The sequence below is a fragment of the Roseateles sp. SL47 genome (assembly GCF_026625885.1).
Classification (GTDB): Bacteria; Pseudomonadota; Gammaproteobacteria; order Burkholderiales; family Burkholderiaceae_C; genus Roseateles.
Genome location: NZ_CP113068.1, coordinates 1,916,026 through 1,941,933, shown reverse-complemented (window position 1 = coordinate 1,941,933; position 25,908 = coordinate 1,916,026). Strand labels below are relative to the sequence as shown.

The 25,908-nt window shown below is 66.0% G+C and carries 25 protein-coding genes; 5 read left to right on the top strand and 20 right to left on the bottom strand.

Features of this window, described 5'->3' with window-relative positions; genetic code table 11:
• Nucleotides 1-191 precede the first annotated feature (191 nt).
• On the top strand, nt 192-704 hold the full coding sequence (locus OU995_RS08440; protein ID WP_267835079.1) for a hypothetical protein: 513 nt from the start codon (nt 192-194) through the stop codon (nt 702-704).
• 55 nt (nt 705-759) lie between these two features.
• On the opposite strand, the gene OU995_RS08435 is transcribed toward OU995_RS08440, so the two are convergent.
• The 10 genes from OU995_RS08435 to OU995_RS08390 all read right to left on the bottom strand — a co-directional run bounded on the left by OU995_RS08435 (nt 760) and on the right by OU995_RS08390 (nt 12,702).
• Entirely contained in the window at nt 760-1,671 is a 912-nt protein-coding gene (locus OU995_RS08435) for a hydroxymethylglutaryl-CoA lyase (protein ID WP_267835078.1), read from the bottom strand.
• A gap of 13 nt (nt 1,672-1,684) precedes the next feature.
• Complete coding sequence (locus OU995_RS08430; protein WP_267835077.1) at nt 1,685-3,673, bottom strand: acetyl-CoA carboxylase biotin carboxylase subunit; 1,989 nt, start codon at nt 3,671-3,673, stop codon at nt 1,685-1,687.
• Between the two features lie 188 nt (nt 3,674-3,861).
• Nucleotides 3,862-4,944 carry a biotin synthase BioB gene (gene bioB / locus OU995_RS08425; protein ID WP_420714836.1) on the bottom strand — a complete coding sequence of 361 codons (1,083 nt, stop codon included), beginning with the start codon at nt 4,942-4,944 and terminating at the stop codon, nt 3,862-3,864.
• Complete coding sequence (gene bioD / locus OU995_RS08420; RefSeq protein WP_267835075.1) at nt 4,941-5,678, bottom strand: dethiobiotin synthase; 738 nt, start codon at nt 5,676-5,678, stop codon at nt 4,941-4,943. Before bioD ends, bioB begins: the two co-directional genes overlap by 4 nt.
• A complete protein-coding gene (bioF, locus tag OU995_RS08415; protein WP_267835074.1) occupies nt 5,675-6,880 on the bottom strand; it encodes an 8-amino-7-oxononanoate synthase in 1,206 nt (401 codons plus the stop codon). The genes bioD and bioF overlap by 4 nt, the downstream gene beginning before the upstream one ends.
• Nucleotides 6,870-8,249 (bottom strand): aspartate aminotransferase family protein, encoded by a 1,380-nt coding sequence (locus OU995_RS08410; RefSeq protein WP_267835073.1) that lies wholly within the window; start codon nt 8,247-8,249, stop codon nt 6,870-6,872. The genes bioF and OU995_RS08410 overlap by 11 nt, the downstream gene beginning before the upstream one ends.
• A 30-nt stretch (nt 8,250-8,279) precedes the next feature.
• Nucleotides 8,280-9,104, bottom strand: a complete 825-nt coding sequence (locus OU995_RS08405) for an enoyl-CoA hydratase/isomerase family protein (RefSeq protein WP_267835072.1) — start codon at nt 9,102-9,104, stop codon at nt 8,280-8,282.
• Entirely contained in the window at nt 9,101-10,477 is a 1,377-nt protein-coding gene (locus OU995_RS08400) for a hypothetical protein (protein ID WP_267835071.1), read from the bottom strand. Before OU995_RS08400 ends, OU995_RS08405 begins: the two co-directional genes overlap by 4 nt.
• Nucleotides 10,474-11,058 (bottom strand): GNAT family N-acetyltransferase, encoded by a 585-nt coding sequence (locus tag OU995_RS08395; RefSeq protein WP_267835070.1) that lies wholly within the window; start codon nt 11,056-11,058, stop codon nt 10,474-10,476. The genes OU995_RS08400 and OU995_RS08395 overlap by 4 nt, the downstream gene beginning before the upstream one ends.
• A 36-nt stretch (nt 11,059-11,094) precedes the next feature.
• Nucleotides 11,095-12,702, bottom strand: coding sequence for a carboxyl transferase domain-containing protein (locus tag OU995_RS08390; RefSeq protein ID WP_267835069.1), 1,608 nt, complete (start codon nt 12,700-12,702; stop codon nt 11,095-11,097).
• A 206-nt stretch (nt 12,703-12,908) separates the two neighbouring features.
• On the opposite strand from OU995_RS08390, the gene OU995_RS08385 reads away from it, so the two are divergent.
• The 4 genes from OU995_RS08385 (at nt 12,909) to OU995_RS08370 (ending at nt 17,092) form a co-directional block, all read left to right on the top strand.
• Nucleotides 12,909-13,736 carry a TetR/AcrR family transcriptional regulator gene (locus OU995_RS08385; RefSeq protein WP_267835068.1) on the top strand — a complete coding sequence of 276 codons (828 nt, stop codon included), beginning with the start codon at nt 12,909-12,911 and terminating at the stop codon, nt 13,734-13,736.
• 198 nt (nt 13,737-13,934) lie between these two features.
• Nucleotides 13,935-14,207, top strand: a complete 273-nt coding sequence (locus OU995_RS08380) for a hypothetical protein (RefSeq protein ID WP_267835067.1) — start codon at nt 13,935-13,937, stop codon at nt 14,205-14,207.
• Between the two features lie 249 nt (nt 14,208-14,456).
• On the top strand, nt 14,457-14,933 hold the full coding sequence (locus tag OU995_RS08375; RefSeq protein WP_267835066.1) for a (2Fe-2S)-binding protein: 477 nt from the start codon (nt 14,457-14,459) through the stop codon (nt 14,931-14,933).
• Complete coding sequence (locus tag OU995_RS08370) at nt 14,930-17,092, top strand: xanthine dehydrogenase family protein molybdopterin-binding subunit (protein ID WP_267835065.1); 2,163 nt, start codon at nt 14,930-14,932, stop codon at nt 17,090-17,092. Before OU995_RS08375 ends, OU995_RS08370 begins: the two co-directional genes overlap by 4 nt.
• 180 nt (nt 17,093-17,272) lie before the next feature.
• Here OU995_RS08370 and OU995_RS27545 read toward each other — a convergent pair whose 3' ends face one another.
• The 10 genes from OU995_RS27545 to OU995_RS08325 form a co-directional block, all read right to left on the bottom strand.
• Nucleotides 17,273-17,578 (bottom strand): helix-turn-helix domain-containing protein, encoded by a 306-nt coding sequence (locus OU995_RS27545; RefSeq protein ID WP_420714834.1) that lies wholly within the window; start codon nt 17,576-17,578, stop codon nt 17,273-17,275.
• Nucleotides 17,579-17,672: 94 nt separating this feature from the next.
• On the bottom strand, nt 17,673-18,131 hold the full coding sequence (locus OU995_RS08365) for an ankyrin repeat domain-containing protein (protein WP_267835064.1): 459 nt from the start codon (nt 18,129-18,131) through the stop codon (nt 17,673-17,675).
• Nucleotides 18,128-20,647 carry an RHS repeat domain-containing protein gene (locus tag OU995_RS08360; protein WP_267835062.1) on the bottom strand — a complete coding sequence of 840 codons (2,520 nt, stop codon included), beginning with the start codon at nt 20,645-20,647 and terminating at the stop codon, nt 18,128-18,130. The genes OU995_RS08365 and OU995_RS08360 overlap by 4 nt, the downstream gene beginning before the upstream one ends.
• 150 nt (nt 20,648-20,797) lie before the next feature.
• Nucleotides 20,798-21,274, bottom strand: coding sequence for a hypothetical protein (locus OU995_RS08355; protein WP_267835061.1), 477 nt, complete (start codon nt 21,272-21,274; stop codon nt 20,798-20,800).
• Nucleotides 21,275-21,279: 5 nt separating this feature from the next.
• A complete protein-coding gene (locus OU995_RS08350) occupies nt 21,280-22,044 on the bottom strand; it encodes a hypothetical protein (RefSeq protein WP_267835060.1) in 765 nt (254 codons plus the stop codon).
• A 179-nt stretch (nt 22,045-22,223) separates the two neighbouring features.
• Nucleotides 22,224-22,730 carry a transposase gene (locus OU995_RS08345; RefSeq protein ID WP_267835059.1) on the bottom strand — a complete coding sequence of 169 codons (507 nt, stop codon included), beginning with the start codon at nt 22,728-22,730 and terminating at the stop codon, nt 22,224-22,226.
• Between the two features lie 87 nt (nt 22,731-22,817).
• Nucleotides 22,818-24,374 (bottom strand): IS66 family transposase, encoded by a 1,557-nt coding sequence (gene tnpC / locus OU995_RS08340; RefSeq protein ID WP_267833239.1) that lies wholly within the window; start codon nt 24,372-24,374, stop codon nt 22,818-22,820.
• A gap of 76 nt (nt 24,375-24,450) precedes the next feature.
• Entirely contained in the window at nt 24,451-24,783 is a 333-nt protein-coding gene (gene tnpB / locus OU995_RS08335) for an IS66 family insertion sequence element accessory protein TnpB (RefSeq protein ID WP_267833238.1), read from the bottom strand.
• On the bottom strand, nt 24,780-25,172 hold the full coding sequence (locus tag OU995_RS08330) for a transposase (protein ID WP_267833237.1): 393 nt from the start codon (nt 25,170-25,172) through the stop codon (nt 24,780-24,782). Before OU995_RS08330 ends, tnpB begins: the two co-directional genes overlap by 4 nt.
• A gap of 57 nt (nt 25,173-25,229) precedes the next feature.
• Entirely contained in the window at nt 25,230-25,853 is a 624-nt protein-coding gene (locus OU995_RS08325) for a transposase (RefSeq protein ID WP_267835058.1), read from the bottom strand.
• Nucleotides 25,854-25,908: the final 55 nt, after the last annotated feature.

Genomic DNA, 25,908 nt, shown 5'->3' with positions numbered 1-25,908 from the left:
GCATCGCGCGAAATTGGCGATAAACGCGCAGGGTGATACTTTGAATCAACCGTCGCGATGCAACACCCTGAAGGGATCGTTCAGCACACTGATGTGCCCACCGGCCTGTTGCGATAGATGTCAGATGGATACGCCTTCACCGGCTTGCAACCTCTAACATCCGGCTGAGATTCGCATCCCTCACGGCGTTCATGTCCAGCATCCCCGCATCTGCCCAGTCCTTCCACGCCCGGATGTATCCGATGTGGCGAAGCTGCCTTTGGTTTGTACTGGTGTATGGGGTGCTGAATCTCGCACTGGAGGCACTGGCGCAATACCAGTCCAGCCGGCTGCCTGACGGGGCGGGTTTCCTTGACGCCGTGGTGGATCCGCTGGTGCTCGGCGCGCTGCTGACGCTGGTGGATGGTCTGGTTGTGCTCGCCTACCCGGTCCGGGTGCAGCCGCAAGCGCTGCGATGCTTCAACGTCTGGGGTGTTTATCGGACTGTGAAATGGGGGGACATCCAGTCCGTGACACCCGCATCACTGATGGGGCTGCGCTACTTGAAGGTGGGGATTCCGGCCCATGCCAGCCCGCTGACCGTGCCTCTGTGGCTGCGGGATCTGCCGGGCTTCATCGCCGCCGTGGAGCAGCAGGCGGGCAGCACCCACCTGCTGACCCAGGCGCTGCATCAGGCCAACGCATCGCAGACACCGATGACCTGACCCTTATGCGGCACCCTTATGCGTGACCTTTACGGCTGACCTTTACGGCTGGCCTCTAAGCCTGCCGCTTCGCCAGCACCGCCCGCGCCACGCGCGAAGCGGGCGCGCGCCCGAGCACCCCGGAAATAAACGCTCCCGCATCCACCAGACGGTCCAGGTCAATGCCAGTCTCAATACCAAGCCCGTTGAGCATGAACACCACCTCTTCGGTCGCCACGTTGCCGGTCGCACCCTTGGCATAAGGGCAGCCCCCCAGCCCCGCAATGCTGGCATCAAAACTGTGTACGCCCATCTCCAGGCAGGCAAAGATGTTGGTGAGCGCCTGGCCATAGGTGTCGTGGAAATGCCCACTCACCTCCACCAGCGGGAAATGCCGCAGCGCGCGTTCCATGGCGGCCTGCACCTGGCGCGCTGTCCCCACACCTATCGTGTCGGCCACACCCAGATGGTCCACCCCCACCGATCTCAGCAGGCCCGCCACCCGATCGACCTCGTCCGGCGAGACGGCCCCCTGATACGGGCAGCCCACCGCACAGGACAACGCCCCGCGCACCTTCAACCCCGCCTCATGGGCGGCCGCCACCACCGGCGCAAAACGCTCGATGCTCTCGGCAATCGAGCAGTTGATGTTCTTCTGGGAGAAGGCCTCCGAGGCGGCGGCAAACACCACCACTTCATCCGGCTGTGTTGGCAGCGCCGCTTCCAGCCCCTTCATGTTGGGCACCAGCACGCTGTAGCGCACGCCGGGGCGCCGCTCCACCGCCGCCATCACCTCGGTGTTGTCCGCCATCTGCGGCACCCACTTCGGCGAGACGAAGCTGGTGACCTCGATCTCCTTGAGACCGGCGTCCTGCAGCAGGGAGACCAGCCGCGCCTTGTCCGCCGTGCCGACCTGCGCCTGCTCGTTCTGCAGGCCGTCACGCGGCCCGACATCCACCAGGGTGACCCGGGTTGGCCAATGACTCATGATGCGGATCCTTTCAGGCCTGGGCACGCAGGCGCAGCAGCTCGGCGCCATCGCCGACCTGGTCGCCCACTGCAAACAGCAATTCGTCCACCACGCCGTCACGCGGCGCGGTGATGGTGTGCTCCATCTTCATCGCCTCCATCACCGCCAGCGGCTGGCCCTTGCTGACCGGTTCCCCGGGCTGGGCCAGGAACGCGATGAGCTTGCCCGGCATCGGCGCACTCAGCCGCCCGCCTTCCGTTCCGCCTGTGCCCGCGTGGGCGATGACATCCACTTCGGTGACCAGCGCGGAACCTTCTGCCCCAAACACCGCCACCTGATCACCGACCTTGTAGGTGCGCACCTGCACCCGCTGCCCCGCCAGGAACAGCTCGTGCGATTCGGCTCCGTCCGAGCGAACCCTCAGTGGCATCTCCTGCCCTTGGACCGTCAGCGACAGTCCCCCCTCGTGATGGCGGGCCAGCAGCACGGTGTGATGCACGCCCTGCATCTCCAGCTCGAACCGACGCTGAGCCGCACCGAAAAGACGCCAGCCATCCCGACGGCTCCAGGGATCTGCCCCTTCGGTGAGGGCCTCTTCCGCCAATGTGTGGGCCACCACGGCCGCCGCCGACTGCGCCACCGCCAGCCCGGGCTGGTCAAACAGCACCGCGCGTTCGCGTTCAATCAGGGCGGTGTCGACGTCCCCGCTGGTGAAGGACGCGGTGGCGGCACAGCGCCGAAGGAATGCAAGGTTGGTGTGCAGCCCGACGATATGCGTGTCCCGCAGCGCGGCATCCAGGCGCGCCAAGGCCTGCTCGCGCGTGTCGCCATGCACAATCAGCTTGGCGATCATCGAGTCGTAGTAGGGGCTGATCTCGTCCCCCTCACCGACCCCGGAATCGATGCGCACCGCCGCTGGCCGAAAGGCGTCATGCGCCGGCCAGCGGGCCACGGCCAGACGGCCGGTCGCGGGCAGGAACCCACCATCCGGGTGTTCCGCGCAGATGCGGGCCTCAATGGCATGGCCGTGGATGCGCAGATCTTCCTGCCGCAGCGGCAGCGGCTCCCCAGCGGCCACGCGCAACTGCCACTCCACCAGGTCCAGCCCGGTGATGGCCTCGGTGACGGGATGCTCCACCTGCAGCCGGGTGTTCATCTCCATGAAGTAGAAGCGGCCATCCTGCTCGGCGATGAACTCCACCGTGCCTGCCCCTTGATACCCCACCGCACGGGCAGCGGCAACAGCGGCCGCTCCCATGTCGGCACGCCGCTCGGCCGTCATGCCAGGCGCCGGTGCTTCTTCCAGCACCTTCTGGTGACGGCGCTGCACCGAGCAATCCCGCTCAAACAGATAGACGCACTGGCCGTGGCCGTCCCCAAACACCTGAATCTCGATGTGGCGCGGGCGCTGGACATACCGCTCGATCAGCACGGCGTCGTCACCAAAGCTGCTGATCGCCTCGCGCTTGCAGGAGGCCAGGGCCGCATCAAAGTCTTCTTCGCGCTGCACCGCCCGCATGCCCTTGCCACCGCCCCCGGCGCTGGCCTTGATGAGCACCGGATATCCGATGCGCGCGGCCTCGCGGCGCAGCAGCGCCGGGTCCTGATCGGCACCGTGATACCCCGGCACCAAGGGCACCCCCGCCTGTTCCATCAGCCGCTTGGATTCGGCCTTGAGCCCCATGGCACGGATGGCGGACGGCGGCGGGCCGATGAACACCAGCCCGGCATCGGCGCAGGCCTGGGCAAATTCTTCGTTTTCACTCAGAAAGCCATAGCCCGGATGCACCGCCTCCGCGCCCGTCTGGCGCGCAGCGTCCAGGATGCGCTGCCATTGCAGGTAGCTGTCGCGCGGCGCGGAACCACCGACGTGCACAGCCTCGTCACAGGCCCGCACATGGCGCGCCTGCTCGTCGGCATCGCTATACACCGCCACGGTTTTGACGCCCAGGCGTCGTGCCGTGGCGGCCACGCGGCAGGCGATCTCGCCGCGGTTGGCAATCAGGATCTTCTTGAACAAGGTTGTCTCCTCAAGCCCCGGCTGCCGGTCACGCCGCCGCTTGTGGCTGCGGCTGCCGGCACGCTCCGGTGGTGGTGGTCGGGAATCAAGCCGCCCGACGCGGCTGGGGTCTGCGCCCTCGGGGGCGGGCCCTGCGCCCTTGGGGGCGGGCCGACTGCGGGCCCGTCATCCCTACAGGGCCGGACCGGTCAGTGGCAGTGGCCGCAGGCGCCCGCAGTGCTGGTGGTCGCTTCTGCGCTCACCGGCGCGTCCGCGCTCAGCTCGGCCTCAATGGCGCAATGCATGCCCAGGCGGTCGATCAGCTTGCGGTCCTTCTCGGCCTGAGGGTTGCTGGTGGTCAGCAGCTTGTCGCCGTAGAACATGCTGTTGGCACCGGCCAGGAAACAAAGCGCTTGCATGGTTTCGGGCATCTCTTCGCGGCCGGCCGACAGACGGACCATCGCGCGCGGCATGGTGATGCGCGCCACCGCGATCGTGCGGATGAATTCAAACGGGTCCAGGGCCTCGGTGCCAGCCAGCGGCGTGCCTTCCACCTGCACCAGGTTGTTGATGGGCACCGATTCCGGATAGGGCTCCAGATTGGCCAGTTGGGCGATCAGGCCGGCACGCTGACGACGGGTTTCACCCATGCCGACAATGCCGCCGGAGCAGACCTTCAGGCCCACGCCGCGCACACGGTCCAGCGTGTCCAGCCGGTCTTGATAGGTGCGGGTGGTGATGATCTGGCCGTAGAACTCGGGCGACGTGTCCAGGTTGTGGTTGTAGTAGTCCAGGCCCGCATCACGCAGCTGTTCAGCCTGCCCATCGGCCAGCATGCCGGCGGTCAGGCAGGTTTCCAGGCCCATGGCCTTCACCTCGGTGATCATCTCGCCGATGGCTTCCAGATGTCGTTCCTTGGGCGAGCGCCAGGCCGCGCCCATGCAGAAGCGGGTGGCTCCGCTGGCCTTGGCGGCACGAGCGGCTTCCAGCACTTCTTCCAGCGGGATCAGCTTTTCGGCCTTCAGGCCGGTGTCGAAGTGGGCCGACTGCGGGCAGTACTTGCAGTCCTCTTCGCAGCCGCCAGTCTTGATCGACAGCAGCGTGGACAGCTGCACCGCATTCGCATCGAAGTTCTCACGGTGGACTTGCTGCGCGCGGAAGAGCAGGTCGTTGAACGGCAGCTCGAACAGGGCTGCGATCTCATTCACCGTCCAGGGCTTGGCGTTACGGCGCTGCTCGTTGGTGGTGGGCGTCAGCGTCTGGATCTGGTTGACGGTCTGCTTCATCGTCATGCTTTCAAGGCGTTCAGCAGCAGGGGCTGCTGCAGGTACGCGGCCACGGCCGCAGGAGAGGGATGGGTCAATCGGGGCACATGGCCCCAGCACGGCCCGCCCGTGATCGGGTTCAGGCGCGCGCTTAATGCGGACAGATTGTCCGCCACATGGGGTTGATGCGGGTCGGCGGTGTTCGCCACCCAGCCGGCCAGCCGCAGGCCACGCGCCAGGATGGCTTCGGCCGTCAGCAAGGCATGGCTGATGCAGCCCAGGCGAAGGCCCACCACCAGCACCACCGGCAGGCCCAGATCGACGGCCAGGTCGGCGGTGTCCCAGGTGTCCGTGAGGGGCACGCGGAAACCACCCACGCCTTCCACCAAGGACAGGTCAGCCTTGGCGGCCGTCGTGGCAATGGCCGCCAGCAGGGCTTCGCGGTCGATGCTGCGGCCTTCCAGGCGGGCCGCAATGTGGGGCGCGCAGGGTTCACGAAACTGCAGCGGGCCCACCTCATCGGTGCTCAGGCCCAGGGTCTGCGCGGCATGCAGCTGGGCCACATCTTCGTTGACCCAGGCGCCCTGCGCATCCTGGCTCTGCCCGGCCGCCAGCGATTTGATCGGCGCCACACGGCGTCCAAGCTGCTGGAAGGCCTGCGTCAGGCCGGCCGTGATGCAGGTCTTGCCGATCTCGGTGTCGGTGCCGGTGATGAAGAACCCAGGGAACCTGGGGACTGCGGGGGATTGGGGAGCGCTCATGCGCAGGCCTCCAGGGCAGCGACCAGGCGGTCGACATCGTCATCGGTATGGGTGGCACACAAGGTGATGCGCAAGCGCGCTTCGCCCTTGGGCACGGTGGGCGGCCGGATGCCGGGCACGCGCAGGCCTTGCTGCTCCAGCGCGGCGGCCAGGGCCATGACCTCGGCATTGCCGCCGATGATCAGCGGCTGGATGGGGGTGCTGGAGGCGGCCAGGCGCCAGGGCAGTTGGGGATGCCGGTCCAGCAGCGCCTCGATGCCTCGGCGCAGGCGGGCCTGCAGGCCGATCAGGTGTTCGCGACGGGCGCGCCCTTCCGCACTGCGCATCAGCGCCAGGCTGGTCAGCAGCGCATGCTCCACCGCCGGGGGCGAAGCCGTCGAGAAGATGTAGTTGCGGGCCGCCTGCAGCAGGTAGTCGATGATCGTGGAATGAGCCACCACAAACGCCCCGGCCAGGCCGGCGGACTTGCCCAGTGTGCCCATGACGATCAGCCGCTCGCTACGCAGACCAAAGTGCTCCAGCGAGCCCGCGCCGCCCTCACCCAGCACGCCCAGGCCGTGGGCATCGTCCACGATCAGCCAGGCATCGAATTCTTCGGCCAGCGCCAGCAACCCGGGCAGCGGCGCGATGTCGCCATCCATGCTGAACACCGCATCGGTGACGATCAGCTTGATGCGGGCGGAACTGGCGGCGAGCTGCGTGCGCAGGTCCTGCAGATCCACATGGGCGTAGCGCGTGACCTTGGCCTTGGCCAGCCGGGTGCCGTCGATCAGCGAGGCATGGTTGAGCGTCTCGCTGAAAATTTCCGCCTGGGCATCGCCCAGTGTTGCCACCACCGCCAGATTGGCCATGTAGCCGGTGCAAAAGCCGATGGCCCGTGCCTGTGGGATCCAGGGCGAGAACCAGTCGGCCAATTGCGCTTCCACATCGTGATGCGCACGGGAATGCCCACTCACCAGCGGCGACGCGCCCGAACCGCCGCCATAGATGTCCGCGCCTTCCGCCAGTGCCCGCGCAATCGCCGGATGGGCCGCCAGGCCAAGGTAGTCATTGCTGCAGAACATCAGCAGCTCCCGCGCCTGCCCGTCCGCCCCACGGACGATCTGTCGCGGCGCGGTGCCGGTTTCGGCCACACGGGTGAAACGCGTCAGGCTCTGCGCCTTCAACGCGTCGAGTTTGGACTGCAGGTGGTCAAGCAGCATGCAGCACCTCCTGCAGCGAGTCCTGCACGGCGCAGGCCAGGAACTGGGCGCTGGCCTCATCCACGAGGTAGGGAGGCATCAGATAGACCGTCTGGCCGATGGGGCGGATCAGCAGTTCATGCTCACGCGCAGCCAGGTGGAAGCGCTCGGAGAAGCGTTCAATGGCGGGCTTCACATCGAACGCCAGGATGGTGCCGCGCTGACGCAGATGCGCCACCTGCGGATGCGCCGCCAAGGGTGCAAAGGCGGCGGTGAGATGCGCCGCCTGCTGCTGGTTGACCGCCAGTTGGCCGGCATCAAAACGATCCAGCACCGCATTGGCGGCGGCACAGGCCAGCGGGTTGCCCGTGTAGCTGTGGGAATGCAGGAAGCCGCGCGTGACGTCTTCCGACCAGAAGGCCTGATAGACCTCATCGGTCGTCAGCACCAGCGACAGCGGCAAGGTGCCGCCAGTGATGCCCTTGGACAGCAGCAGGAAGTCGGGCCAGTCAGCGCCCGTGGCCGGGGTCGCGGGGGTCGCGGGGGTCGCGGGGGTCTCATCCGAAGCCGCCGTACCGGGCAGCGGGCTGACCTGCTCCCACGCAAAGAAGGTCCCCGTACGGCCGCAGCCGACAGCGATCTCATCAGCGATCAGATGCACGTCGAACTCGCGGCAAAGCTGGCGCAGGCGGCGCAGATACGACGGTGCATGCATCACCATGCCGGCAGCGCCCTGCACCAGCGGCTCCACGATGACAGCCGCAATCTGCTGCGACCGCTCGCTCAGCAGTGCCCGCATGTCGTCCAGCGCGGCCTGCTCATTGCCCAGCCGCTGGTCCGGCGAGTTGACGATGTGGGCACGCATCAGCAAGGGGTCGTAGGCATCGCGGAAGATGGCCACATCGGTCACGGCCAGCGCACCGATGGTTTCCCCGTGATAGCCATTGCGAAGGCAGACGAATTCGCGCTTGGACCCACGCCCGCGGTTGCGCCAGCTGTGAAAGCTCTGCTTGAGTGCGATCTCCACCGCACTCGCCCCATCGCTGCCGAAGAACAGATGGCCCAGCGCCCCGCCGGTGCGGGCAGAGAGCCGCTCGGCCAGCCGCACGGCCGGCTCATGGGTGCAGCCGGCCAGCATCACGTGCGGCAGGGTGTCGAGCTGATGCTTGATGGCGTCGTTCAGCGCCGGATCGGCATGGCCGAAGAGGTTCACCCACCACGAACTGTTGGCATCGAAATATCGACGCCCCTGATGATCAAACAGCCACGGGCCCTGCCCGCGTGCAATGGGCAGCGGCGGCACGCGCTCGGCACGCGCCATCTGGGTGCAGGGATGCCACACCGCGCGGAGGCTGCGGCGTTGCCAGTCTTGTTGTACTGCTTCGGACATGGAAACGGAAATCGAAAACTCGGGTCGGAATCAGGCCAGCCAGCCAGGTCGGGACTTGGTGAGGAAACTCTGCACGCCGTCGCGTCCTTCCGCGCTGGCGCGGATGTCGGCGATACGACGGGCGGTGTCGTCGCGTTGTGCCTCGGTGAGCGGCGCATGCGCCACGTCCTGAACCAGCCGCTTGCAGGCCCGCACGGCCATCGGGCCATTGGCCACCAGCGCGGTGCACAGGCCCTGCACGGTCTCTTCCAGTGTGTCGGCGGTGACCAACTCATGCACGAGGCCCAGGCGGTGAGCCTCGGCCGCGGAGAACCGTTCAGCGGTGACGAAGTATCGCCGCGAAGACTGTTCTCCCATCGCCCGCACCACATACGGGGCGATGGTGGCCGGCAACAGGCCCAGCTTGGCCTCGGACAGGCAGAAGCCGGCAGTGTCCACCGCCACCACGATATCGCACACCGACACCAGGCCCACGCCGCCCGCATAGGCATCGCCCTGCACCTGCGCGATCACCGGCACCGGGCAGCGATACAGGGTCCAGAGCATGTGGGCCAGGCGTGCGGCATCCGCATGGTTGTCTTCCCAGCTGTACCCGGCCATGGCCTTCATCCAGTTGAGGTCCGCGCCGGCACAGAAGGCCTTGCCTTCAGCCGCCAGCACCACGGCACGCAGCGAAGGGTCCTGGGCCAGGGCCTCGAAGGTCTGGGTCAGTTCCTGAATGACGATGTCGTTGAAGGCATTGCGCACCTCCGGACGGGCCAGGGTGACGCGGGCCACGGCGCCGTCGCGGGTGAGTCGCAGCGTCGTGAGGGATGAGGGCAACGAGGGCAAGGGAATCAAGGGGGGCGGGGTCATGGTCTTGGCGGGCTCCAGACAACAGTGCGATTGACCGCGTACAGGTGGCAAGGGGTTTCCGCCTGCGCGCCCTCTTCGCACCTCGCCAAGGCGCGCGACGAGGCGTCGTCACCGGTGGCAAAGGCGGAGCGGGTCTGGCCATTCATGGCAAAGGCGCGAGGCAGCGGCGCTGCCAGAAAGGCGCGGTACAGGCGCTGCAGTTCCGGCGTGGAGGTGGGCAGCGCGGACAGGTCGCCCACATCGACCCAACCCCGGTCGTCCTCTGGCGGATACGGCAGTGCGCCGGGAATCTCGACCCCCAGCGGCCGCAGGAAGGCATCCACCACCGGCTGCCAGACGTCGTTGGCCTCGGTGAAGAGCCGGTGCCCGTCCTGGCCGACCGGCGGCAGCGAACGCCAGCTCATCCGCCCACCGGCTTCCTGATAGGCCTGCGCCCATTGGGTCGGCCAGTGCGCGCCGAAGAATCGATCGTTGTCGGCGTACAGCCACAGGGTGGGAACTGCTGCCTCGGGCTGCTGATGCTGCAGACGGCCCAGCCGCGCCAGCTCCTGCTTGAGCAGATCGGGACGGCAGGGGGATCCGGCACCGTCCGGGCGGCCCCCATGGCCGCCGGAGATGTTGATGACGGCCAGGATCGACGGCATGGGCACGTCGAATTCGGCCTGGGACGTCTGCAGTGGCTGCGACGATGGGGGATGCACCGGCGACTGCAATGCAGCCAGCGCCGCCAGCGATGCCATGCCGCCCACCGACTGCCCCACCAGCACCGTGCGGGAAGCTTCGATGTCCGGCTGTTTCACCATGAATCGCACCACACTGGCGATCTGCTGGCCCGCGGCGCCCAGGGCCTCCGCATAGCGCGGATGATCGCAACTGAGGGTGGATTCCGGGTCACCGGCTGCAGCCAGTTCCCCATAACCCAGGCGCAACGGCACCGCGACGGCATACCCCTTGCGGACAAAAAAGCGCGCCGCCGACTCATACCGCTGGCGCTGATAGTGGGCGCGCTGGCGCCAGTCGCGGCCATGACTGATGACGGCCAGCGGAAATGGCCCCGGTCCGGCGGGCCTGAACACCGTCACCGGCAGTTCACCCGCCACCATCCGCCCCTGCGCATCCACGACACGCACCGGCACAGGGTCGATCCGCTCCCGCAGATCGGGCGCCCAGGGACCGGCGGTGCGGACGGGTACCGAAGCGGGCACCGAGGCGGACGTCGATGCCGATAGGGGCCGCCCGGCCTGCCGCTCATCCACCGGGTGCTGTGGCCGGGGTCCGGCCCACGTGCCAAGAGCGGCCAACCCCAAGGTCATGCCGAGGACGAGCCCGCCCGCCCTCCTCAACCGCTGGTGGGTGGCAACCAGCGGCCTCATGCGGCATCCGTCTCCAGCGGGGACGGGGACGGGGACGGGGCAGAGGACAGCGGTTTGCGCATCAGCACGCTGCGATAGGTCTTGCCTTCCCACTGCACTTCCCCCACCGTTACATAGCCGCGGCGTTCATACCGCTGGCGCAGCGCGAGGGCCGGCATCGCCGTGTCCAGCGCCACGGCCTGATAACCCCGCTCGCGCGCCCAGGCTTCGGCGATATCCATCAGGCGCTCTCCCAGCCCTTGCCCCCGGCAGTCCGGATGCACGGCCAGTTGCGACAGGATGGCGTTGGCCGGGTCGGTAAAACAGGGCGTGTCCAGGCTCCAGGCGTCGACGCCTGGCCGGTAGGGACCACGCACCATCACCGTGCCCACCAGACGCCGCTGGCCTTGGGAATCCATCTCCTCTGCCAGAAAACATTGCCCCGACGCCACACGCTTGGCGGTGAGCGACACCGGCTGGTCCACGGCGGTGAAGTTCCACCCCTGCGCGGCCAGCGACGCATAGGCCTGGTGCAGCAACGCGGTGAGCGCTTCCAGCGAGTCGGAGGCGGTGAGGGGACGGATGTGGATGGCTGAGGTCATGAGCAAGCAGTTGGGCGAGTGACGGAGCCCTGATCTTCACATGCGGAACACGCCGAAACGGGTCTCCGCCACCGGCGCATTCAAGGCGGCGGACAGCCCCAGCGCCAGCACGCGGCGCGTGTCAGCCGGGTCGATCACACCGTCGTCCCAGAGGCGGGCGCTGGCGTAGTAAGGGTGGCCCTGCGACTCATACTGCGCGCGGATGGGTGATTTAAAGGCCTCTTCTTCGTCCGCGCTCCATTGCCCCCCCTTGGCTTCAATGCCATCCCGGCGCAGTGTGGCCAGCACCGAAGCAGCCTGCTCGCCGCCCATCACCGAAATCCGGGCGTTGGGCCACATCCACAGGAAGCGCGGGGAATAAGCCCGGCCGCACATGCCGTAATTGCCGGCACCGAAGCTGCCGCCGATGATGACGGTGAACTTGGGCACCTGGGCGCAGGCCACCGCCGTCACCATCTTGGCGCCCGCACGGGCGATGCCTTCGTTTTCATATTTGCGACCCACCATGAAGCCGGTGATGTTCTGCAGGAACACCAGCGGAATCTTGCGCTGGCAGCACAGTTCGATGAAGTGGGCGCCCTTGTTGGCGCTTTCGGCGAACAGGATGCCGTTGTTGGCCACGATGCCCACCGGCATGCCCTCGATGTGGGCGAAGCCGCAGACCAGCGTGTTGCCATAACGGGCCTTGAATTCATCGAATTCGCTGCCATCCACCACACGGCTGATGACCTCGCGCACATCAAAGGGCTTGCGGGTGTCGGTGGGGATGACGCCGTGCAACTCGGTGGCATCATGCAGCGGCGCCCGCGCGGGCTGCATCAGCAGCTCGCCCTGCTTGCGCCAGTTCAGGCGTGCAATCGACTGCCGGGCGATCGCCAGGGCATGGGTATCGTCCTCGGCGAGATGGTCCGCCACACCGGACAGACGGGTGTGGACATCGCCCCCGCCCAGGTCTTCCGCACTCACCACCTCGCCGGTGGCGGCTTTGACCAGCGGCGGGCCGCCCAGGAAGATGGTGCCTTGGTTGCGCACGATGACGGTCTCGTCGCTCATGGCCGGCACATAGGCACCGCCGGCCGTGCAGGAGCCCATCACCACGGCGATCTGCGGAATGCCCTTGGCGGACAGATTGGCCTGGTTGAAGAAGATGCGGCCGAAGTGATCCCGGTCGGGAAACACTTCGTCCTGGTTGGGCAGGTTGGCGCCGCCCGAATCCACCAGATAGACGCAGGGCAGCCGGTTCTGGTCGGCAATCTCCTGGGCCCGCAGGTGCTTCTTGACGGTGATCGGGTAGTAGGTGCCGCCCTTGACCGTGGCGTCGTTGCAGACGATCACGCATTCCACACCGGACACACGGCCGATGCCGGCAATCACCCCGCCCCCCGGCGCGGCGTTGTCATACAGGTCCAGGCCCGCCAGCGGAGCGATTTCGAGGAAAGGCGTGCCCGGGTCCAGCAGCTGTTCCACCCGGTCACGCGGCAGCAGCTTGCCGCGTGCCACATGCTTGGCCCGCGCCGCCTCACCGCCGCCCTGCGCAATGGCGGCCAGCTTGGCGTTCAGATCATTGATCAGGGCGCGCATGGCAGCGGCATTGGCCTTGAAGTCGGCCGAGCGGGCATTCAGCTGGGTGGACAGCACGGGCATGAAGTCTCCTGGGCGCCCGCCTCCTGCGGGTGCGGCGGCAAGGCTTTGTGAGTGTGGCTCAATTCGTCAGCGCCCGCCGGGTGGGCGAGCACCGCACCAAGCCACCAGGGTGTCAGCAGCCAGATGAGGCACGAAGCATAAGCGAGAAGCGCGGCCTCAACAACAATACTTGAGTCAAGCTCAATTACTCAGCACAATCGCGCACCATGCGTGCCAATGCCCCTTCCCGCACCTCCCGGACCTCCCGCACTTCCCAGACCTCCCAGGATCCGGTCGCCGCCGCCACGACCACCACGACCGCCACCCAGAGCCTGCCCTCGCAGCGGCGCTCGCCTGTCGGCGCCAAGGCCGGCCAACGGGTGCGGGACATCCTGCGCGAGAGCCGGGCGGTGTTTGCCGAGCGTGGGTACGAACGGACCACCACCACCGAGATTGCCCAACGGCTGGGGATTTCCGAGGCCACCGTTTTCACCTATTTCCGGGGTAAACGCGAGCTCTGCATGCGGGTGATCGGGGACTGGTATGACGAGATCATCGAGGCCATTGAAACCGGTCTGCCGCGAGAGCGGCCCATCCGGGACCAGCTGGAATTCGTGGTGCACACCCACCTGCGACTGTTCCTGATCCAGGGCACCGGCCTTTGTGAACTGGTGCTGTCGGAAGGCCGCAAGCGCGAAGCCACGCTCACCCTGAGCCAGGATGACGGACAGTCCTTCGGTGCGGCATTTGTGGAGTTGCAGCGGCGCTATACCGCCCCGCTGATGGATCTGCTGTCGCGCGGGCAGGCCTCGGGCGAGGTGCGCCAGGACATTCCGCTGCGCCTGCTGCGGTCCCTGGTCTTCGGGCCGATGGAGCACATGCTCTGGGAAGTGATCATCGCCGGGCGGGAAATCCAGGTGGACCGTGCGGCGCGCGATCTGGTGGCCCTGCTGTGGCCGGCCCTGCAGGCGCCGGACCATGAACTGCTGGCCTTGCGCCGGCTCAAGACGCAAGTGAGCGAGGCGCTGGCCGCGGCCCATGGCGGAGAAGGCTGACCACGCGAACACGCGCAGGCCACGCATCAAAAACCTGATCATTGCTGCCGGGCCTAGCATCGGGCCTTCAATGGGGCGCTACACCGAGACTGACGCTGGGCGTTGCACTGGACGCTTCCGCCCGGGCGTTGCCCGACTCCCGCCGCACCGGCCTGGCCTGCGGAGTTTGTTACCCTTGCCGCTTCTCCAAGGCACCTCATGCAGCAGTTTTCCCCCGTCAAAATCATCGCCGGCATCGTGGCCATCGGCTTGGCCGTGGCCGGTTTGTTCTTCGCCACCAAGCTTCGTGAGGGCGCGGCCACCATGTTCTCCGCCGCTCGCGCCAACACCGCCAAGCGGGCCCCCGCCCCACCTCCGGCGGACGACACCTACAAACCTTCCGGCCGCGGTGCCATTCCGATCGGCGTGGTCTCGACACCAGGCTCCGTACCGGCCTCTGGCACGGCGGCGGCTTCATCGCCCCGGCACTGACCGCCACGGTGTCCAAGGCCCCGGTTTTCGGGGCAGCAGGACTTAGGGCCGCAGTCCCCAACGCCCGCAACTTTGATCCTCCCGGCAAGGTCCCAAATGGGCCGCCCCAGCCCCGCGCAATCACGCAAGCCGCTCGGAGGATCAGGCAAGCACGCCCCGGCGTTTCGGGATACGCTTGCCCTCCTTCGCCCCGGCGCCGTCGCCCATCCGGGACCGGATCGGCCGAGGCATGCCCCCCGGAGGAGAGACATGACGATCAAGCTGACGGTCAATGGTACGCCGGTCGCGCTGGAAGCCGACCCGCAAATGCCCCTGCTGTGGGCCCTGCGTGAACAACTGCAACTCACCGGCACGAAATTCGGTTGCGGCATGGCCTTGTGCGGCGCCTGCACCGTGCATCTGGACGGCCAACCGGTCCGCTCCTGCCAGACCCCGCTGGAAGCAGCGGCCGGCAAGAAAATCACCACCATCGAAGGCGTTGGCGCCACGCCGGCCGGCAAAGCCGTGCAATACGCCTGGCTCAAGATTGACGTGCCGCAGTGCGGCTACTGCCAGAGCGGCCAGATCATGAGCGCCACCGCGCTGTTGGCCGGCAACCGCAAGCCCACCGACACCGACATCGACAACGCCATGAGCGGCAACCTCTGCCGCTGCGGCACCTACAACCAGATCCGCGCGGCCATTCATGATGCGTCCGCCCAACTGGGTCATGGAGGCAAGGCATGAGCACCGAGATCCTGAACCCGACCGGCGCCAGCCGCCGCTCGCTGCTCAAGAGCGGCGCGGCCCTGAGTCTGTCGTTCACCCTGCCGCTGGCCGGCGGCCGTCTGGCCCAGGCCGCCCCTACAGCCAACGCCTCCGCCACCAATACCTTCGCGCCCAATGCCTGGCTGCGCATCACGCCGGACAACCGTGTCACCGTGGTGTGCGGCTCCGCCGAAATGGGCCAGGGCGTGCTCACCGCCATTCCCATGATGGTGGCCGAGGAGCTGGATGCCGACTGGTCGCAGGTGAGCGTGGAACAGGCGCCTGTGGACCAGGCCTACAACAATCCGATGTTTGGCATGCAGGCCACCGGCGGCAGCACCACCGTGCGTGCCCACTGGACTCCCGTGCGCCAGGCCGGCGCCGCCGCTCGCCAGATGCTGGTGGCGGCAGCGGCTCAGCAATGGAAGGTGCCGGCCAGCGCGCTGCGCACCGAGCGCGGCCAGGTCATTGGCCCCGGCGGCAAGAAAGCCAGCTACGGCTCGCTGGTGAGCGTGGCCGCCACGCTGCCCGTCCCGGAAAAACCCACGCTGAAGGACCGCAAGGACTTCCGCATCATGGGCAAACCCACACGTCGCCTGGACAGCGCGGCCAAGATCAACGGCACCGCCAAGTTCGGCATCGATGCCCAGGTGGACGGCATGCTGATTGCGGTGATGGCCCGTGCGCCGATCGCCGGGGCCAAACCCAAAGCCTTTGACGAGACCAAGGCCAAGGCCATTCCGGGCGTGCGCAAGGTCATCACCCTGCCCTCTGGCGTGGCGGTGCTGGCGGACGGCTACTGGGCGGCCCGCCAGGGGCGGGATGCGCTGGCGGTGGAATGGGACCTGGGCCCACATGCCGACTTGTCGCAGGACAAGATCTCGGCCACGCTGGATCAGGCCCTGAAAGACGCCAAGGCCGTGGCGCGCGAGGAAGGTCAGATGCCCGACGCCGCTGCGGCGCGCATCGAAGCGCAATACGACGTGCCCTACCTGGCGCATGCCTGCATGGAGCCGCTGAACTGCCTGGCCTGGGTGCAGGGCGACTCGGTCACCATCTGGGCGGGCACACAAAGCCAGGGGCCGGCCCAGGGCATTCTGGGGCATGTGGCGCAGGTGACCCCGGCCAAGGTCAAGGTGAACACGCTGCTGCTGGGCGGAGGCTTTGGCCGCCGCTTTGCGCCCGACTTCACCATCGACGCCACCTTGCTGTCCAAGATCAGTGGCAGCCCGGTCAAGCTGATCTACGCGCGTGAAGACGACATGGCGGCTGGCTTCTATCGCCCCACCTCCCGCGTGCGTTTTGCGGCGGCATTGGATGACCGTGGCCGCCCTTCGCAGCTGAAGGCCGAAGTGGCCAGCCCGTCCATCATGGCGGCCTCCGGCTTCATGAAGATTCCGGACAGCGGCGTGGACAGCATGGCGGTTGAGGGTCTGGCGGACCATCCCTACAGCATCCCGAACCAGCGCATTCTCTATGGCCGCGCCGAGCCGGGGCCGCAGGTGTGGTTCTGGCGCTCGGTGGGCCATTCGCAAAATGCCTTCTTCATCGAAAGCTTCATCGATGAGCTGGCGCACGCGGCCAAGGCTGACCCGCTGCAATACCGCCTGGCCCTGCTGGACAAACAACCTCGGGCCAAGGGCGTGCTGGAACTGGCGGCGTCCAAGGCCGGCTGGAAGACGCCCGCACCAAAGGGGCATTTCCGGGGCGTGGCGGTGGCCGAGAGTTTCGGCACCTTTGTGGCGGAAGTCGCGGAGGTGTCGGTGGGCGACGATGGCGCCATCCGTGTGCACAAGGTGACGGCGGCGGTGGACTGCGGCCAGACGGTGAACCCGCAGACCATCGCCCGGCAGATCGAAGGTGCAGTGGTGTATGGGCTGACGGCGGCGCTGTATGGCCGCATCAGCTTCAAGGATGGCAAGGTGGAACAGAGCAACTTCCACGACTATCCGGTGCTGCGCATGAATGAGATGCCCAAGGTGGAGGTGCATATCGTCAACAGCAACGAAGCGCCGGGTGGCATCGGGGAGCCGGGAACGCCGCCGATTGCGCCGGCCGTGGCCAATGCCATCTTCGCCGCCACTGGCAAGCGGCTGCGGCAGTTGCCGTTTAACAGCGAGGCGCTGAAGAAGGCTTGAATGGAGGGGTGAATCCGGGTTGAGTCAACGCGGATTCACTTGGCTGGTCGGTTTCACGGGCGGCGGTTGGTGACGGCCGGCCGTCGCCAACCGCATGCTAGACATGCGAACCACCGGCGTGGTGGTACCTCTCGCTACCCGTTCGACGAAGCAACACGCACCAGGCCCGGTGTTTCGGTGTCAGTCGGATCGAGCCCGCGAGCCGCAGGAGCCCGCGTGACCACGATGGGGCGTGTCGATGGGTGGCACCTTGCGCTTGCGCACAGGGCGAGTTTGCAGATCCTCGAAGTCCTTGCACTGCCTCCCCGCGATGGGCCGAGATGCAACACGCCGCTCAGTGCTCAAGCGCTGCGCCGCGTTCGACGAAAAGCCCACGTCACGGGAATTGCGCCTGAGTTCCGTGCTCACGGGCGCCGGACTGCGATCCAAAACCGCAGCAATCTGCCGTTGACTCCGTCCTTGTTGGCGCAGCGCCGCCATGGTCACCCGATCTTCAGCCTATAGTTCCGTGTATCTCGTCGTCATCTTCACACCTTACCGGTTGGCAGGTGTTGTACTTCGGATTTTGAGAGTGCCCCTCTTAAGCTGAGCACGTGTATCCCGCCTCGCGCAACACAGCCATGAAAGTGGCATCCTTTTCGCGAGCACACACCTTCTCCCGAAAGAGCTGCACATTACTTTCTGGCACCTCAAACCGCGCGCTCTTCCGAATCAGAATAGAAGCGATCGCCGTACGCCCGTCACTCAGCGCGAAGTACAGCGGCGTCAGGACGCCACTGGGGAAATTCGGGTCGGCACCAGCCTCGAGCAGTAGCTGGACGGCCTCGTATTGATCCCCACTGATCGCACTGATCAACGGGGTCGAATCATCCAATCCATGCACGTTGAGCCGCGCCCCCGCTTCGATCAACGTATGCATCGAAGTCAGGTCTCCCCGCTTGGAGGCGTACATCAAATCGATTTCTCGCTGGGACGTGCAGCCGCTCCCGAAGAAGCACGACAGCAGCAACCCGACGATGACAACAGGACGGATACTCATTTTTTATCGAACCCACTCAAGAGCTTTTGCAGGGCCGGCGACATCGCGGCCCCTTGCGGCAATCGTATGACGACAGCATTGGGAATAGATCCTGCGGCCATTGATGCGGTACTCGGCAAAATCGGGACGCCGGCCTGCGCGATGAGGTTGTACTGATCCGTCCCGAGCACGCCGGCCGAATTCATCACGTTGACGGAATGAACCGCACAATTGTCCATCACGATGCTCTCGAACTTGCCGGGGGGCAGCTTCGAGTCACTGAACTGGGACACGTATTCGCGGGCGGATTGATCTTGCTCGGCAGTCGTAGGGATGTAAACAATGATCTGATCACGCACCTCTGACTGACCCCTCACATATTCGGTGACCGAGGCCCCCAGCGGCGTGTCATTCCCAAAGCTAAAAACACCGGAACCGGAGATCGCCGTAGCAGAGTGACCGAAGATGTTGGATGATCCTTCGCGGCGCAGACCATAGATGTGGAGCAGATGATTGAAGAGGTAGGCGTACGCAGCAGACCTGACGCCTTCGGCGAAGCTTCCGCCTCCCGCCAGCGACGCCAACCCACCGGTCACCGCATGAATCGCCGTATTCACCGCGATGTTGACCCCTTCGCTGCCCTTGTTGTACTCCAAATCCGCATAGTTGGACAACGCCGCCCCGGCCAATCCACCCCGGAAGCCTGAACTACAGGCCCCTCCATTGAGCTTGGCTTCCGCACACCCCCACACCCCGTGCGCCACGGTGTTATAGAAGGTCATGCTGCCCAACTTGAAGGTGTCGCCGATCTGCTTATTCACCGAGGCCGACACATACGCCATCACCCCGGTGCGGATCACATCCGATGCCGAATGCCCTGCCAACGCTGCCCAGCCCGCCTGCCCCAGGGCATTGCATTGCGCAACGGCCCCTTTGCAATACACCGCCGACATCACGCCGATGGCAATGCTGCCCAGTTGGTACCCCAATTTCGTACGCGCAATCATCCGCACCTGATACAGCGAAGACAGCAAGGTGCCCAGCCCGGGCGCAAAGAAGTCCAGCACCCCGCCGATCAGCGTCGAACCCACCCATTTGGACAGGAAGCTATAGCCCGTCGGGTCCGTACACGTCATCGGGTTGTTGAAGCAGTACCCGTAGCGGTTGTAGTTCTGCAGATCGTCCGCCGACTGGATCATGGGATCTGCCTGCAGGAACACCCCCACCGTCGGGTCGTAGATCCGCCCGTTCATGTGGATCAGGCCCACATCGTCCAGATGCTCGTGCCCTGTAAAACCACGGTCGGTGCCGTAGTTGGCGGCAGCCACCCAGTCCACCACCAGCACCCCAGCGGCGTCATACGTCCCATTGGCCTGGCGGCGCTTGCCAAACGGGTCGTAGCTGTAGCGCGCCGTCACGACTCCTCGGTGGTCCGTCGTGGCCATCAGGCTGCCCAGCGAGTCCTTGTGCCAGTACTCCACCCTCACCGCCGTCACCGTGCTCAGCACAACCGGTGCGGTCTGCCCAGCCACCAGCGTCGGCAGCACGTCGGCTGTGATGATCACGCCGATGCTGCTGCCGCCAGCGCTCAGGTAATGGCGGTTGCGCGTCGTCGTCGCGCCTGCGCCTACCATCGTCTCGGTTTCGAAGCTCAAGCCTCCCGCCGCGTCGGGATGCAGCATCCAGGTCGTGCGGGTGCCGCTGGCATCGCTGCGTACTTCCTTGAGCCGCTGATGGTTCTCGTCGTAATACCAGCCGTAAGCCGCGCCCCCCGGCGCCCCCTGCAAGGCCCCTGTCCCGTTGGCACCCTGACCGGCTGGCAGGTTGAAGCTGGTGTAGGTGAGCGCGCGGTACTTGCCCGCCGTGGCACTCACCAGATTGCCGCTGGCGTCATAGCCATAACTGGCGCTCTCGATGCCCGCCGTTGTGCTGGCCATGGCTGCCAGCGCGTGTGCATGTCCGGCCACGCCATAGCTGTAGATCCCCACGTCACTCTTGTAGAGCAACTGGCCACCGGCGTTGTAGCGCAACTCCACGGTGCGCGTCAGGTTGGGCATCTGCGGCGCACTGACGGTGTAGCTCTTGAGCCGCCCCAACTCGTCGTAGATCAGATCATCCGTGACCGCGCCGGTCCCGCCGCCCGCGCCGTTGGCATCGGTGCGAGTCCTGAGCCGGCCAAGGTTGTCCCATCCGTAGCTCTGGCTGAGCACCTCCGTGCCACCGCTCAATCCCGCCGCCAGCGTCGTGGGTCGCCCAGTCCAGCCGTCAAACCCGGACTGACTGACCACACCGTTACCGTAGCCGGACTGTTGAGCCTGACCGCGAGCGTTGTAGGTCTTGGCCGACCAGAGCACCGCGCCTGCGGCCAGAGTGGCCCCCGGGGCCACCACGCCTGAGGCATCGGCTTGCGGCGTGATCACCACCGCCGTGCCCAGATTCAAGCTCTGCACAAAGCCCAGATCACTGTAGCGGTAGACCACCTGCAGCCCCGTCGGATAGGTCTGGGTCGCCAGGCGGCCGCTGTCGTCGTAGCTCACCGCGCTCGCCGCCAAGGCCGATCCCCTCGTCACCGGGGGCAAGCCGCTTCTGTCCGTCACCGAGCATCAGGGCGCCAGGATCGTCAGCGTGGCACAAGCCATCGAGGTCATCAACGCAAGAAGCTGAACCTGACCAGACCTCCGTTCGGCTCAACGATCAAGGGATTCCAGTTCCCTCGGCGCGTCTGGACTTCCCTGCGCCGCCGCTTTCCTGTACCACCAAGCAGCCTTTGCGATATCGACAGGGACAGCTAGTCCTCCCGTGCGGTACGCGCGCGCAACCGCAAGCGAGTACGTGTGCCCGGCGTCCCGCTCGGCCGCAACCAATAGGTGCTCGAAGCTTCTGCGAGCCTTGAGGTCATAGTCGATGCCACCGAGGCCATCGGCATATGCGCCGTAAAGCTCCAAGTGCCCAATGATGTCTACCGGCTCAAGATGCCGATGAGCGAACTCCACGTGTTCATCGGCTTCCGCTCGGGATAGCCCAGCGGCCTCCCACATCCGGGCCAACATAACCCTTGCTGCGACGTCGCCATCCTCGGCCGCACGTCGAACAAGATCCACTGCTTCGCCATATCGCTTGGCGAACTTCAACTCCAAGACTTGATGACGCAGGTCGGCGTTCATGGCGACTACTCAGAGAGACCGCGAGCACGTGGCATGCCGCGCAGTTTTGGTTGAATCCCGCGGCTTTGCATCAGGTCCACAAACTCCTGTATCGACTTCCAGAAATTGCTGACCGCGGGAACTCTGCTCGCCTCGTTCATGAACTCGTAGTATTGCCGCTGGGTCATCGGTTGATCCTTCGAGATCCTCCCAGAAGCAATCCAATCGTCCATTTGCGTATCGAGGGCACGAATCGCAGCCTTGTGCGCATCGTTCCACGCGTGGGGATCACTAGGCAATCCGGTGTTTGTGTACCCCTGGCCGATTCGATCAGTCGCCGCAGCGTTGACGGCATCGGGCGACATGTAGTCGTCGTATTTGCGGGCCAGCGCCTCATCAAACTTGTGATGTCCAAGCAGTTCGCCTGCGTATTGGCCGCTCCTGAGGTCGTACAGCTCCTTGATGATCTTGTGCCCCAGGGCATTAAAGAGGTACGCATACGCCGCACTTTTCGCCCCTTCCGCAAACTTTCCCCCACCCGCCAGCGACGCCAACCCACCGGTCACCGCATGAATAGCCGTGTTTACCGCGATGTTGACCCCTTCGCTACCCTTCTTGTACTCCAAATCCGCATAGTTGGACAACGCCGCCCCGGCCAATCCACCCCGGAAGCCTGAACTGCAGGCCCCTCCATTGAGCTTGGCTTCCGCACACCCCCACACCCCGTGCGCCACGGTGTTATAGAAGGTCATGCTGCCTACCTTGAAGGTGTCGCCGATCTGCTTATTCACCGACGCCGACACATACGGGCACTTCTCATAACCCCGTTCTCGCCGCACCTGAAGGCGCGAGCATGTCCGCAGCCTCGGATTGAGGCCGCACAAGCCCGTTTCAGCCATCGAAGCTGGCCGCCAGGCCCCTCATCTCCCGCTTTGCGGGCTCAGCGGGCGCACCTCGCCCTTGGCGGCACTCAATGCGCCGGCTCATGGGCGGCCAGCCACACCAGCCGCTTGACGTTGTAGGCCACGCACTGGAGCGTGTTCGCCAGTTCATTGCGAGCCAGCGTCGTGGCCCGCACCACCTTGCCACCCAACTGCTGCAGGCCCGCGAACACGTGCTCGCCTCTGGCCCGGATGCGGTTGATGGCCGTGTTGCGTGCATCCAGCCGCTGACGCTTCTGCTGCCCAGGCCGGGCTCTTCTGCCGATGCCGTCTCGCAGTTGCTGCTCTCGCAGCAGGTCCCGGTTGGCCTGGCTGTCATAGCCCCGGTCGGCCAGCACGCGTTTGCCGGTGTTGCTGGGGTCCAGCACGTCCTTCAAGGTCTGGCCGTCGTCCACATTGGCCGGCGTGACCTTGATCTTGCGGATGAGCTTGTAGCGCGCGTCGCTGTTGGCATGCACCTTGTCGCCGTAGTGGCTCTTGCCGTGCTTCTTCGTCCAGCGGGCGGCGCGGTCGGTGTGTATGCGTCCGCCGAACACACCTTGACGGCTGCGGTTCGGAATATGGCGCGCATGCCCCGCCCCTGAAACCGTGGGTGGGAATCAGCGTCCAGCGGCGAAGAGGCTTCAGCTCGGTGACCAGCGGTGCGGCAGCAGCTCGTCGATCCGGCTTGCCGGGTGCGTCGGCAAGCGATCCAGCACGTCCTTGAAATAGGCGTACGGGTCGTGCCCGTTGATGCGGGCCGAGTGCAGCAGGCTCATGATGGCCGCCGCGCGCTTGCCCGCTCGCAGGCTGCCGGCGAAGAGCCAATTCGATCTGCCGATCGCGATCGGGCGGATCTGGTTCTCGACCCAATTGTTGGAGATCGGCACGTCGCCGTCGCCCACGAAGTGCGTGAGTTCCTTCCAGCGCTTCAGGCTGTAGTCGATGGCCTTGATGGTCGCGGAGCCGGGCGGCACCAGCTGCCGCTGTGCGAGCAACCATCGGTGGAACACGGCGAGGATCCGTCGTGACTTGCGCTGCCGGATCCTCTGCCGCTCCTCGCTGGTGAGGCTCTCGGCCTGGCGCTCGATGCGGAACAGGGCTTGGTAGAAGCGCAGCGCTTGCTCGCCGACCTTGCTGCCATGGTTGGCCCACAGCTCATGGAACTTGCGCCGGCTGTGCGCCATGCACTGTGCCGACGTCACGCCCTTGTCGACGCAGGCCGAGTAGCCGCTGAACCCATCGGTGACCAGCGTGCCCTTCCAGGCGTTGGGCGTCTCAAGCTGCAGAAAGTCGCGCACGTTCTCGCCGCTGCGGGTCTCGCTGAACTCGAACACCACCGCCTTGACGGGGTTAGTGCTCGGCGTGCAGTACGACCAGATGTAGGCCTTGTGAGTCTTGCCGTTGCCCGGCTTGAGCATGGCCACCGGCGTCTCGTCCGCATGCAGCACCAGGTGGCGCCGCAGTTCGTCGGCCAGGGCCTGCACCAGCGGCTGCAGCTGCGCGCCACAGGCGCCCACCCACTCCGCCAGCGTCGAGCGGGCGATCACGTGGCCGGCCCGCGCGAACACAGCTTCCTGCCGGTACAGGGGCAAGTGGTCCATGAACTTGGCCACCAGCACGTGGGCCAGCAGGCCGGTGGTCGGGATGCCCTTGTCGATCACGTGGGCCGGCACCGGTGCCTGCACGATGCGCTCGCAGCACTTGCAGACCCACTTGCCACGCACGTGGCGCTCAACGGTGAACACGCCGGGCTGGTAGTCCAGCTTCTCGGCCACGTCCTCGCCGATGCGCTGCATGGCCTGGCCGCAACCACAGGCCGTATCCGCCGGCTCGTGCGGCACGTCGCGGCGCGGCAGGTGGGCGGGAAGCTGGGCGCGCTTGGGCGCCTTCTTCTCGTCCTCGTCCTTCTTGTCGGCCTTCTTACGATGACGCTGCAGCTCGACGTCGAGCTCATGGATGTCGGTGTCCAGCGTCTCCTCCAGCAGGCTTCTCTGCTCGGGCGAGAGGGTGCTGGCGAAGCGCTCGCTCGTGGCGGCGAACTTCATCCGCTTGAGGATCGCCATCTCGTGCGTGAGCTTGTCGATGAGCGCCTGCTTGAAGGCGAGCTCGTGGTCACGCTGCTGGACCTGGGCGAGCAGCGACTGCACGGCCTGCCGCGTCTGCGGGTCCAAGGCTTCCAGTTGCTGCGCGCTGATCATGGAGAGTCATGGTGCCGAAGGCAGCGACTCAGCGCATCGGCATATCCCGCAATTGCCCGACCTCGGGCAGCTACGCTCATATCGTGCGGATGATGCCGGCCTCGCCCAGGCGTTGCCAGGGCAGGCCCAGCACCAGCGCGTCGAGCTGCACGCGCGTCAGGCTCAGCGTGCTCGCACCGTCCAGTGGCCACACGAACCTGCCGGCGTTGAGCCGCCTGGCCGCGAGCCACACGCCGATACCGTCGTGCACGAGGACCTTCATGCGGTTGGCGCGACGGTTGGCAAACAGGTAGGCGTGGTGAGGATGCGCGGCACCGAAGATGCCGACCACGCGGGCCAGTGCGGCCTCGGTGCCCAGCCGCATGTCCAAGGGCTGCACCGCCAACCAGACGGCATCGACGCGGATCAACCCAGGACCTCGCGCAGCCAGGCAGCGCTGCGCGCGTCCATCTGCAGCTCGGCCTGAACAGTGGTGTCGCCACGGCGGATCTCCACCGCAACGGTGCTCGGCGCTTGCGTCGACGCTAGTGGCAAGGTGGGCGGCGTCTCCTGCGGCATGGGTAGCTGCACAAACGCCGGCACCACCGCCACAGTGTCGTTGTGTCCACTGCTCGGGGCGCACTCATCGGCCTCTCGAACCCAGCGGCGCAGCATGTTGGCGTTGAGGCCGTTGGCCAGAGCCACCGCCGCCGTCGAGACGCCGGGCTGGCGCGCCAGCTCGATGACTCGCGTCTTGAACTCTTCCGAATGCCGGCGCCAGCTACGCCCAGTCGGTGTCCTCGGTTCCTCTGTGCTCAAGTCTGAAGTGCCCATATGTCCACGAATTTGGTCGTGGACACAAGCATCCAACTCCGGTCACCGGACTTCAAGGTGACTTCGGCGGACGCATACGTCGGTGTGGCGCAGCTTCTTGGAGGACCAGCCCTCAGGGGCCTGCCCTTCATTGAGCGCTTCGCGCTCCTCGCTCTTGGTGTGCGTGACCGGCGCCTGCACGATGCTGGCGTCCACGATCTGCCCGCCTCGCGGGATGTAGCCGTGAGCCTGCAGTTGCTGGCTCACGGCCTCGAAGATGGCCCTCCCGCCCAGGCCACCCTGGGCCAGTTGCTGCTTGAAGCGCCACAGCGTGCGTGCGTCCGGGATGTGCAGCTCGCCTGCAAGCCGGCAAAAGTGCTGGAAGCTCATGCGGTCCAGCACCTGGTACTCGCACTCCTCGTCGCTCAAGTTGTACAGCGACTGGATGAACACCAGCCGCACCATGATCTCGGTGGAGTACGGCGGGCGACCACCCTTGCTGCGGTCGGGCCGTGGGCAGGCTGCCTCCACCTGAGCTGCAACTGCTGCGAAGTCCACCAGTTCGTCCATCGCCGCGAGGTTGGCGATGAAGCTGCCCATCTTCTCCTGACGTCGGTCCTGAACGAATAGGTCAGATGAAGCCTGGCGGCGCCAGAAGGCCGAGGGCTTGATGCGGGGTGTGATCATGGGCTCTTTGCGCGTTAATTGATGATGGCTCATTCCATGAGCGACCTGATCGTCA

What these genes read in the sequence shown, in the direction of transcription:
- OU995_RS08440 (WP_267835079.1), top strand. Translation starts at nt 192, where the DNA reads ATGTCCAGCATCCCCGCATCTGCCCAGTCCTTCCACGCCCGGATGTAT.
- OU995_RS08435 (WP_267835078.1), bottom strand. Translation starts at nt 1,671, where the DNA reads ATGAGTCATTGGCCAACCCGGGTCACCCTGGTGGATGTCGGGCCGCGT.
- bioB (WP_420714836.1), bottom strand. Translation starts at nt 4,944, where the DNA reads ATGACGATGAAGCAGACCGTCAACCAGATCCAGACGCTGACGCCCACC.
- bioD (WP_267835075.1), bottom strand. Translation starts at nt 5,678, where the DNA reads ATGAGCGCTCCCCAATCCCCCGCAGTCCCCAGGTTCCCTGGGTTCTTC.
- bioF (WP_267835074.1), bottom strand. Translation starts at nt 6,880, where the DNA reads ATGCTGCTTGACCACCTGCAGTCCAAACTCGACGCGTTGAAGGCGCAG.
- OU995_RS08410 (WP_267835073.1), bottom strand. Translation starts at nt 8,249, where the DNA reads ATGTCCGAAGCAGTACAACAAGACTGGCAACGCCGCAGCCTCCGCGCG.
- OU995_RS08405 (WP_267835072.1), bottom strand. Translation starts at nt 9,104, where the DNA reads ATGACCCCGCCCCCCTTGATTCCCTTGCCCTCGTTGCCCTCATCCCTC.
- OU995_RS08400 (WP_267835071.1), bottom strand. Translation starts at nt 10,477, where the DNA reads ATGAGGCCGCTGGTTGCCACCCACCAGCGGTTGAGGAGGGCGGGCGGG.
- OU995_RS08395 (WP_267835070.1), bottom strand. Translation starts at nt 11,058, where the DNA reads ATGACCTCAGCCATCCACATCCGTCCCCTCACCGCCTCCGACTCGCTG.
- OU995_RS08390 (WP_267835069.1), bottom strand. Translation starts at nt 12,702, where the DNA reads ATGCCCGTGCTGTCCACCCAGCTGAATGCCCGCTCGGCCGACTTCAAG.
- OU995_RS08385 (WP_267835068.1), top strand. Translation starts at nt 12,909, where the DNA reads ATGCGTGCCAATGCCCCTTCCCGCACCTCCCGGACCTCCCGCACTTCC.
- OU995_RS08380 (WP_267835067.1), top strand. Translation starts at nt 13,935, where the DNA reads ATGCAGCAGTTTTCCCCCGTCAAAATCATCGCCGGCATCGTGGCCATC.
- OU995_RS08375 (WP_267835066.1), top strand. Translation starts at nt 14,457, where the DNA reads ATGACGATCAAGCTGACGGTCAATGGTACGCCGGTCGCGCTGGAAGCC.
- OU995_RS08370 (WP_267835065.1), top strand. Translation starts at nt 14,930, where the DNA reads ATGAGCACCGAGATCCTGAACCCGACCGGCGCCAGCCGCCGCTCGCTG.
- OU995_RS08365 (WP_267835064.1), bottom strand. Translation starts at nt 18,131, where the DNA reads ATGAGTATCCGTCCTGTTGTCATCGTCGGGTTGCTGCTGTCGTGCTTC.
- OU995_RS08355 (WP_267835061.1), bottom strand. Translation starts at nt 21,274, where the DNA reads ATGAACGCCGACCTGCGTCATCAAGTCTTGGAGTTGAAGTTCGCCAAG.
- tnpC (WP_267833239.1), bottom strand. Translation starts at nt 24,374, where the DNA reads ATGATCAGCGCGCAGCAACTGGAAGCCTTGGACCCGCAGACGCGGCAG.
- OU995_RS08325 (WP_267835058.1), bottom strand. Translation starts at nt 25,853, where the DNA reads ATGATCACACCCCGCATCAAGCCCTCGGCCTTCTGGCGCCGCCAGGCT.